The organism is Streptosporangium sp. NPDC006013 (genome assembly GCF_040614275.1).
GTDB lineage: Bacteria > Actinomycetota > Actinomycetes > Streptosporangiales > Streptosporangiaceae > Streptosporangium.
In genome coordinates this window covers 1-6,973 of record NZ_JBEXUE010000508.1, presented here as the reverse complement: position 1 = coordinate 6,973, position 6,973 = coordinate 1, and the positions used below count along the sequence as shown (strand labels likewise).

Below are 6,973 nucleotides of genomic sequence, written 5' to 3'. Positions count from 1 at the left end.
CGCTGACCGCGAGCGTCGGGGTGGCCTTCGCGGCCGACGACACCTGCCCGCCCAGGCCGACGATCGCCTGCTCGGGGGTGCCGTGGCCGTAGTGGGCGAAGCGCTCCCGGTACAGCTCGATCAGGCGGATGAAGTGCTCCCTGGGCCAGAAGATGTTGTTGGCGAAGAATCCGTCGCCGTAGTAGGCGGCCTGCTCGGCGATCTCCGGGCTGCGGATCGAGCCGTGCCAGACGAACGGCGGGACACCGTCCAGCGGGCGGGGGGTCGAGGTGAACGACTGCAGGGGAGTGCGGAATCGGCCCTGCCAGTCGACCACGTCCTTACGCCACAACTGGTGCAGCAGCGCGTAGTTCTCGATGGCCAGCGGGATGCCCTGGCGGATGTCCTGCCCGAACCACGGGTACACCGGCCCGGTGTTGCCGCGGCCCAGCATCAGGTCGACGCGCCCGTCCGCCAGGTGCTGCAGCATCGCGAAGTCCTCGGCGATCTTGACCGGGTCGTTCGTGGTGATCAGGGTGGTGGACGTGGAGAGGATGATCCGCTCGGTCCGCGCGGCGACGTAGCCGAGCATGGTCGTCGGTGAGGAGGGCACGAAAGGCGGGTTGTGGTGCTCGCCGGTCGCGAAGACGTCCAGGCCGACCTCCTCGGCCTTGAGCGCGATGGCCACCATCGCCTTGATCCGCTCGTGCTCGCTCGGCGTCCGGCCCGTGGTGGGGTCCGTGGTGACGTCGCCTACGGTGAAGATCCCGAACTGCATCGTGCTCACCGTCCTCCGTTTCGTTTGAAATTTCAACTACCCTTAACGTCTCAGCGGGATGGTTATTCCTGCCCGGGCCGGCCTCGGTGACCAGGCGGCCGGAGATCGGGAACGGCCGCGGGCATGACGACCCCGGACAGGCCACCACGACACCCCCGCCCGGTGCGGAAACCTTTGTCACAAGCGTGCGCTTCCCCAAAATGATCACCATCCGGGCTTTCCGTACCGGCGAATCCGGGAACGAACAGCGGATCAGCGGGAAGGCGCCCGGTGGAGCACCGTTCCACCTCGTCATCCGGTCGTGAGTGCCCGCCCGTACGGGAGACGGCTCCGCGACGGGCATCAAAGGACGTGACGCATGCACATCGATCTCACCGGCAGGACGGCACTGGTGACCGGATCCACAGAGGGGATCGGGGCGGCCATCGCCGCAGGTCTCGCGCGGGCGGGCGCGACGGTGGCCGTCAACGGCCGCACCCCGGAGAAGGTGGAGAGGGCCTGCGACGCGCTGCGCGCGGAGGTCCCCGGCGCACTGATCGTCCCGGTCGCCGCCGACCTCGCCACCCAGGAGGGCGCGGACCACACCGTCGGCATCCTGCCGGAGGCCGACATCCTGATCAACAACCTCGGGGTCTTCGGGGTCCAGGACGCCCTGGAGATCACCGACGACGAGTGGCGCCGTTACTTCGAGGTGAACGTCCTGGCGGCGATCCGTCTCACCCGCGCCTATCTGCCGGGGATGGTGGCGCGCTCCTGGGGGCGCGTCCAGTACATCGCCAGCGACTCCGCGATCGTCATCCCCGCGGAGATGATCCACTACGGCATGTCCAAGACCGCGCTCCTGGCCGTCTCGCGAGGCTTCGCCAAGAAGGCCGCGGGCAGCGGTGTCACCGTCAACTCCGTCATCGTCGGTCCCACCCACACCCGAGGCATGGAGGACTTCGTCTACGAACTCGTCGACAGGGACCTGCCCTGGGACGAGGCCCAGCGCGTCTTCATGCGGGAGCACCGCCCGGAGTCCCTGCTGCGGCGGTTGATCGAACCGGAGGAGGTCGCCAACATGGTCGTCTACCTCAGCTCACCACAGGCCTCCGCCACCACCGGCGGCGCGCTCCGCGTCGACGGGGGCTACGTCGACGCCATCCTCCCCTGACCGATGGCGCACCCCGGCGCGTCGCGCGGTGGTCAAGGCTTCGTCGGCGAACGCGGGGATAACCCGGCGGGGCAGAGGGGTAGGGGTGCGCCGTGGACCGTGAAGAGACCACCTCGGGGCCGGGCGCGTCCGGCGTGCCGGCGTACTGAGCACGGCGAGCGATGCCCCCGCTCTTCCGGCGGGCCGCCGACCGGCTGATCGACGCCGCTCCGGACTGGCTGGTCGAGACGGTCCGGCCGGCACCCGCGGCGCTTCGATGGTGGCCGATGCTGCGCATGGCCGTGGCGGTGACCGTCCCGCTCCTCGGAGGGGCCGCCGCCGGGCACGTCACGGCCGGCCTGCTGCCCGCCATGGGCGCCATGAACGCCGGGACGGCCGACCGGGGCGGCCCGTACCGGGCCAGGATCATCCGGATGGGCGCGGCCGGCGCCGCCGGGGCGCTGGGATATCTCATCGGGGCCGCGGTCCGCGACCACGGCTGGTGGGTGGTGCCGGTCATGGTGGCCGTTTCCGTGCTGTCCGCACTGATCAGCACGAGTGGGGGCACGGGCTCGGCGGCCGGGTTGCAACTGCTGGTGATGACCGTGATCGCCAGCGGCATAGCGCTGCCGGGACCGCCCGGCCTGAACGCGCTGACGTTCCTGCTGGGCGTGCTGTGGGTGATCGCGCTGGGGGTCGCCGACTGGCCCCTCCACCCGCGCGCGCCGGAGGAGACCGCGGTGGCCGAGGTGTACCGGGCCCTCGGCCTGCTGTTCACCGATCGCGGCGCCGGCGCCCTGGCCGCGTTCGACACCGCGCTCAGGAACGCCTACGACACCGTCCTCGGCGCCCGCTCCCCGGCGGTGGGGCTGGATCCCGGGCGCACCCGGCTGGTCGCCCTGCTGAACCAGGCCTCGCTGATCCGCAACGCACTGCTCTCGCTGTGCCACGAGGGGCGCGAGCCGCCCGAGGAACCGGCGTCCGCCGTCGAGGGCGTCGCCGCGTCGCTCACCGGCGGGCCCGCGCCGCGGGCGGTGCGCCACGACGGCGACTCACCCGCCGTACGCGCCCTCTCCTCCGCCGTCCAGGGGGCGGTCGACCTGGCGTCCGGCGGCGACGTCGCGGCCGACCAACTGCCGTACGAACCGGTCGGCTACCGCTTCCGGCTCCGGGCCGTTCTGGAGAAGATGTGGTACGGCCACCTCGTCCGGGTCTACACGGTCCGGCTCGCGCTCTGCATGGGCGTCGCCGCCGCGGTCAGCCGGCTCGGCTGGTTCGATCGGTCCTACTGGATGACACTGACCGTCGCGCTGGTGCTCAAGCCCGACTTCGGGTCGGTGTTCGCGCGCGCCGTGCAGCGCGCGCTCGGGACCGTCGCGGGTACGTTGATCGGCACCCTGGTCCTTCTCCTGGTGCCGTACGGCCCGCTGCTGCTGATCCCCATCGCGGTGTGCGCGGCGCTCCTGCCCTACGGCATGCAGCGCAACTGGGGCCTGATGTCGACCTTCCAGGCGCCGCTGGTTCTGTTCCTGGTGGACCTGTTGACCCGCGGGGGGCCGGAACTGGGCAGGATCCGGATCGTGGACACGCTGGTCGGATGCGTGATCGTCCTGCTGCTGGGGTACCTGCCGTGGCCCGGGAGCTGGGAGGCACCGGTCGGACCCCGGTTCGCCGACGCGGTGTCGGCCACCGCGAACTACCTCAGGTACGCCTTCGACCCCGAGCACCCCGGCAGGGCGCTGCTCCTCCGCAGGGTGTACGACGCCCTGGCCGACCTGCGGACGGTCTTCCAGCGGGCGATGACCGAGCCACCTGTGATCAGCAGACGCGTCACCACCTGGATGCCCGCGATGACCGCGCTGGAACGGGTGGCCGACGCGACCGCCGCCACCGTCGCGCGCACCGGGCGCGGCGCGCCGACCCCGCCGCGGGCGGCGGTCCAGGCCCTGGCGGACTCCCTGGAGGACATCGCCAGGGACGTCCGCGCGGGGCGGAGACCCGGCGATTCCGGGGCCTGCGCCGACGAGACGCTGGAGCGGGTCGACTCCGCCGTACGCAGCCTGCGCGACACGGTGGCGGGAGACCGCTAGCGGCTGGAACGGCCTGGCGGACCCACCCCTGCGCGCGATGTCCGTGCTCATCGCGAATGATTGTCGCGGTCCGCGGGTGCTGCTTGAATCGGGATCGTGGTCCTCGACGAATTACGCGATCTTCTCAACCGCCATGCTCGGCCTGATCTGCGGACTTCCATCGAGGACGTGCTGATCTTCAAGGCCGAACACCCCCAGCCGCCGACGCCGACGACCTACGGCAAGGTGCTGGCTGTGGTCGCGCAAGGAGCGAAACGGTTCGCGTTGGGCGACACGGTCTACGAGTACCGGGAGGGGCAGTACCTCGTCGCCTCGGTCGACCTGCCGGTGACCGCCCACTTCGCCAAGGCCAGCCCGGAGCTGCCGGGGCTCGGGGTCGGGCTGACCCTGCATCCGGCCACCGTCGCCGAGGTACTGCTGCAGGCGGCTCCCGGCGACCTCCCGGAGCTCGGTGACGACGCTCCGCCGGGCCTGGCCGTCAGCACCGCTTCGGCCGAACTCCTCGACGCCGTCGTCCGCCTGGTGCGCCTGCTCGACCGCCCCCAAGACATCGCCGTCCTCGCGCCCCTCATCAAACGAGAGATTCTCTGGCGGCTCATCACCAGCGACCAGGGCCCCGTCATCCGCCAGTTCGGCCTGCCTGACAGCAGCCTCAGCCACATCGCGCGCGCTGTTCAGTGGATCCGTGACCACTACGCACAGCCGTTCCGGGTCGAGGACGTGGCCAAGCTGGCGGGGATGAGCGTCTCCGCTTTCCACCGGAGCTTCCATGCAATCACCGCGATGAGCCCGATCCAGTTCCAGAAACAGATCCGGCTCCAGCAGGCGCGACTCCAGCTTGCGGCGGCTCCCGCCGACATCGCCGCTGTCGGCCGCCGCGTGGGCTACGACAGTCCGTCGCAGTTCAGCCGCGAGTACCGTCGCCAGTTCGGGGCATCCCCCAGCCAGGACGCCATGCGCCTGCGCGCCACGAGCTGAGTTCCGCAGTGGTCAGTCCTCCAGGACGCGGTCGAGACGGATCGGCAGCTGCCGCTGCCGGACCCCGGTGGCATGCCAGACAGCGTTGGCGATCGCAGCCGCAGTGCCGACGTTCCCGATCTCACCAGCGCCTTTGACTCCCATGGGGAGGCCGGGTTCGTGGTCAGGCACGAATTCGGCTTCGATGTCGGGAACGTCGGCGTGTGCGGCGATGTGATAGCCGGCGAAGTCAGGGTTGACGTGCCGCCCCGAGACCGGGTCACGGACGCCCTCTTCGTGCAGAGCCATGGACAGCCCGCCGACCATTCCCCCGATGACCTGGCTGCGGGCCATGAGCGGGTTGATCACCCGGCCCACGGCGAACAGCCCGAGCAGCCGCCGCACGCGCACCTCACCGGTCGCCGGGTCGACGGTGACCTCGGCGAAGACGGCGCTGTAGGCGTGTCGTTCCCTGGATGGCAGCTCGCCGAGCAGGTGCGTCGTGTCGACCGTGACCGTCGCCGGCCGTTCCGGGCCGCGCATCTTCGCTGCGGCCTCGGTGATCGCCCACGCCCAGGACGCGGTCCCGCGGGACCCGCCCGCGCTCCACGCGGGGCCGAGGTCGCTGTCGGAGATTCGAAGCCCGATCTTCTCCACGCCGACCTCCAGCGCATCGGCGGCGATCGCGGTCAGCGCGGTGCGGGCGCCCGTGCCCAGGTCGGTGGCGGCGACGACCACGGTGAAGGTGCCGTCCGGCTCGGCCGTGATGGACGCCGTAGAGGGGAACGCCCCGGTGCTGAAGGACGTGGCGGCCAGCCCGGTGCCGACGAGCAGGGATCCCTCCCGCCGCATCCGCGGCCGGTGGTCGCGATCTGCCCAGCCGAACCGGCGTGCGCCTTGGCGCAGGCACGCGACCAGATTCCGGCTGCTGAACGGCAGTCCGGACACGGGACCGACGACGGGCTCGTTGCGCAGCCTGAGCTCGAGCGGGTCCATCTCCAGGTGCTCCGCCAGCTCGTCCATGGCCGATTCGAGCGCGAACGAGCCGGGCGCCGCGCCGGGGGCACGCATGGAGTACGGCGGCAGGATGTCGAGCGGAACCGCCGTGAGCCGGGTGCGGATCGCGGGCGCCGCGTAGAGCGTCTTGGTGAGCTCGGTGCACCCCTCGATGTACTCCGCGAGCGGGGACAGCTCGAACGCGGCCACATGGTCGACCGCCCGCAGGCGCCCATCGGCATCGGCTCCGATCCGGATCACCTGGTCCGTGGCCGGCCTCTGCGCGGTGGCCAGGAACACCTGGTCGCGGGTGAGCGTGACCCGCACGGGCCGCCCGAACCGCGTCGCGGCCATCACGGCCAGGATCAGCTGCGGCCCGCACATGCCCTTGGACCCGAAGCCTCCGCCGACATGCTCGACACGGATACGCACCCGCTCCGGAGGCAGGCAGAAGAGCGTGGCCAGGGTGACGGCGATCTGGTACGGCCCCTGGTTGGAGTCGACGGCCTGCAGGCGTTCTCCCTCCCACCAGGCGGTCGCCGAGTGCGGCTCCATGGCGCTGCAGTGCTCCTCGGGCGTGCCGTACCTCTCGTCGACCACTACCGCGGAGGCGGCCAGCTCGGCGTCCACATCGCCGACGTCCACGGGCCCGTCGAAGAGGGCCGATGCCGGACGGCCCGCCGGGTGGCCGAAGAAGAACTCCGTGTCATGCGGTTGCACGTCATAGACCACCGGCAGCGCCTGGGCGGCGGCACGGGCCTGTTCGGGCGTCTCGCCCACCACGAGGGCGATGGGGCGGCCCGCGTGCGGGATCACGTCATCCTGCAGGAGTCGCAGCCCTCCGTCCGGACCGAAGAAGTGCCCTGCTTCCGGGTTGAGCCGGGGCGCATTCCTGTGGTCGATCACGCCCAGCACGCCGGGCATGTCCTGAACGGCCGCGACGTCGATGTCGAGGACGCGCCCGCGGGTGATGGTGGAGACGACGACTGCGCCGAAGGCCAGGCCCGGCACCGGCTCGTCGGCGGAGTAGCGGGCGCCGCC

Annotated in this window: 5 protein-coding genes; 3 read left to right on the top strand and 2 right to left on the bottom strand. The window is 71.3% G+C overall.

Translation table 11 applies throughout. The annotated features are described in order from the left end of the window. Positions 1-757 (bottom strand): CE1758 family FMN-dependent luciferase-like monooxygenase (locus ABZ260_RS43290; protein WP_355629560.1); only part of this gene is annotated, 757 nt, incomplete at its 3' end. Positions 758-1,115: 358 nt separating this feature from the next. On the opposite strand from ABZ260_RS43290, the gene ABZ260_RS43285 reads away from it, so the two are divergent. The 3 genes from ABZ260_RS43285 to ABZ260_RS43275 all read left to right on the top strand — a co-directional run bounded on the left by ABZ260_RS43285 (position 1,116) and on the right by ABZ260_RS43275 (position 4,957). Further along, positions 1,116-1,910, top strand: a complete 795-nt coding sequence (locus ABZ260_RS43285; RefSeq protein WP_355629557.1) for an SDR family oxidoreductase — start codon at positions 1,116-1,118, stop codon at positions 1,908-1,910. Between the two features lie 161 nt (positions 1,911-2,071). Then, positions 2,072-3,979 carry an FUSC family protein gene (locus ABZ260_RS43280; protein WP_355629554.1) on the top strand — a complete coding sequence of 636 codons (1,908 nt, stop codon included), beginning with the start codon at positions 2,072-2,074 and terminating at the stop codon, positions 3,977-3,979. Positions 3,980-4,075: 96 nt separating this feature from the next. Further along, positions 4,076-4,957: an AraC family transcriptional regulator gene (locus ABZ260_RS43275; RefSeq protein ID WP_355629551.1), complete on the top strand. Its 882-nt coding sequence runs from the start codon at positions 4,076-4,078 to the stop codon at positions 4,955-4,957. A gap of 12 nt (positions 4,958-4,969) precedes the next feature. Here ABZ260_RS43275 and ABZ260_RS43270 read toward each other — a convergent pair. Then, positions 4,970-6,973: xanthine dehydrogenase family protein molybdopterin-binding subunit (locus ABZ260_RS43270; RefSeq protein ID WP_355629548.1), on the bottom strand; the 2,004-nt coding region annotated here is incomplete at its 5' end.

Excerpts from the sequence above, each read along its gene's own strand:
- ABZ260_RS43280 (WP_355629554.1), top strand. The coding sequence starts at position 2,072 with ATGCCCCCGCTCTTCCGGCGGGCCGCCGACCGGCTGATCGACGCCGCT.
- ABZ260_RS43285 (WP_355629557.1), top strand. The coding sequence starts at position 1,116 with ATGCACATCGATCTCACCGGCAGGACGGCACTGGTGACCGGATCCACA.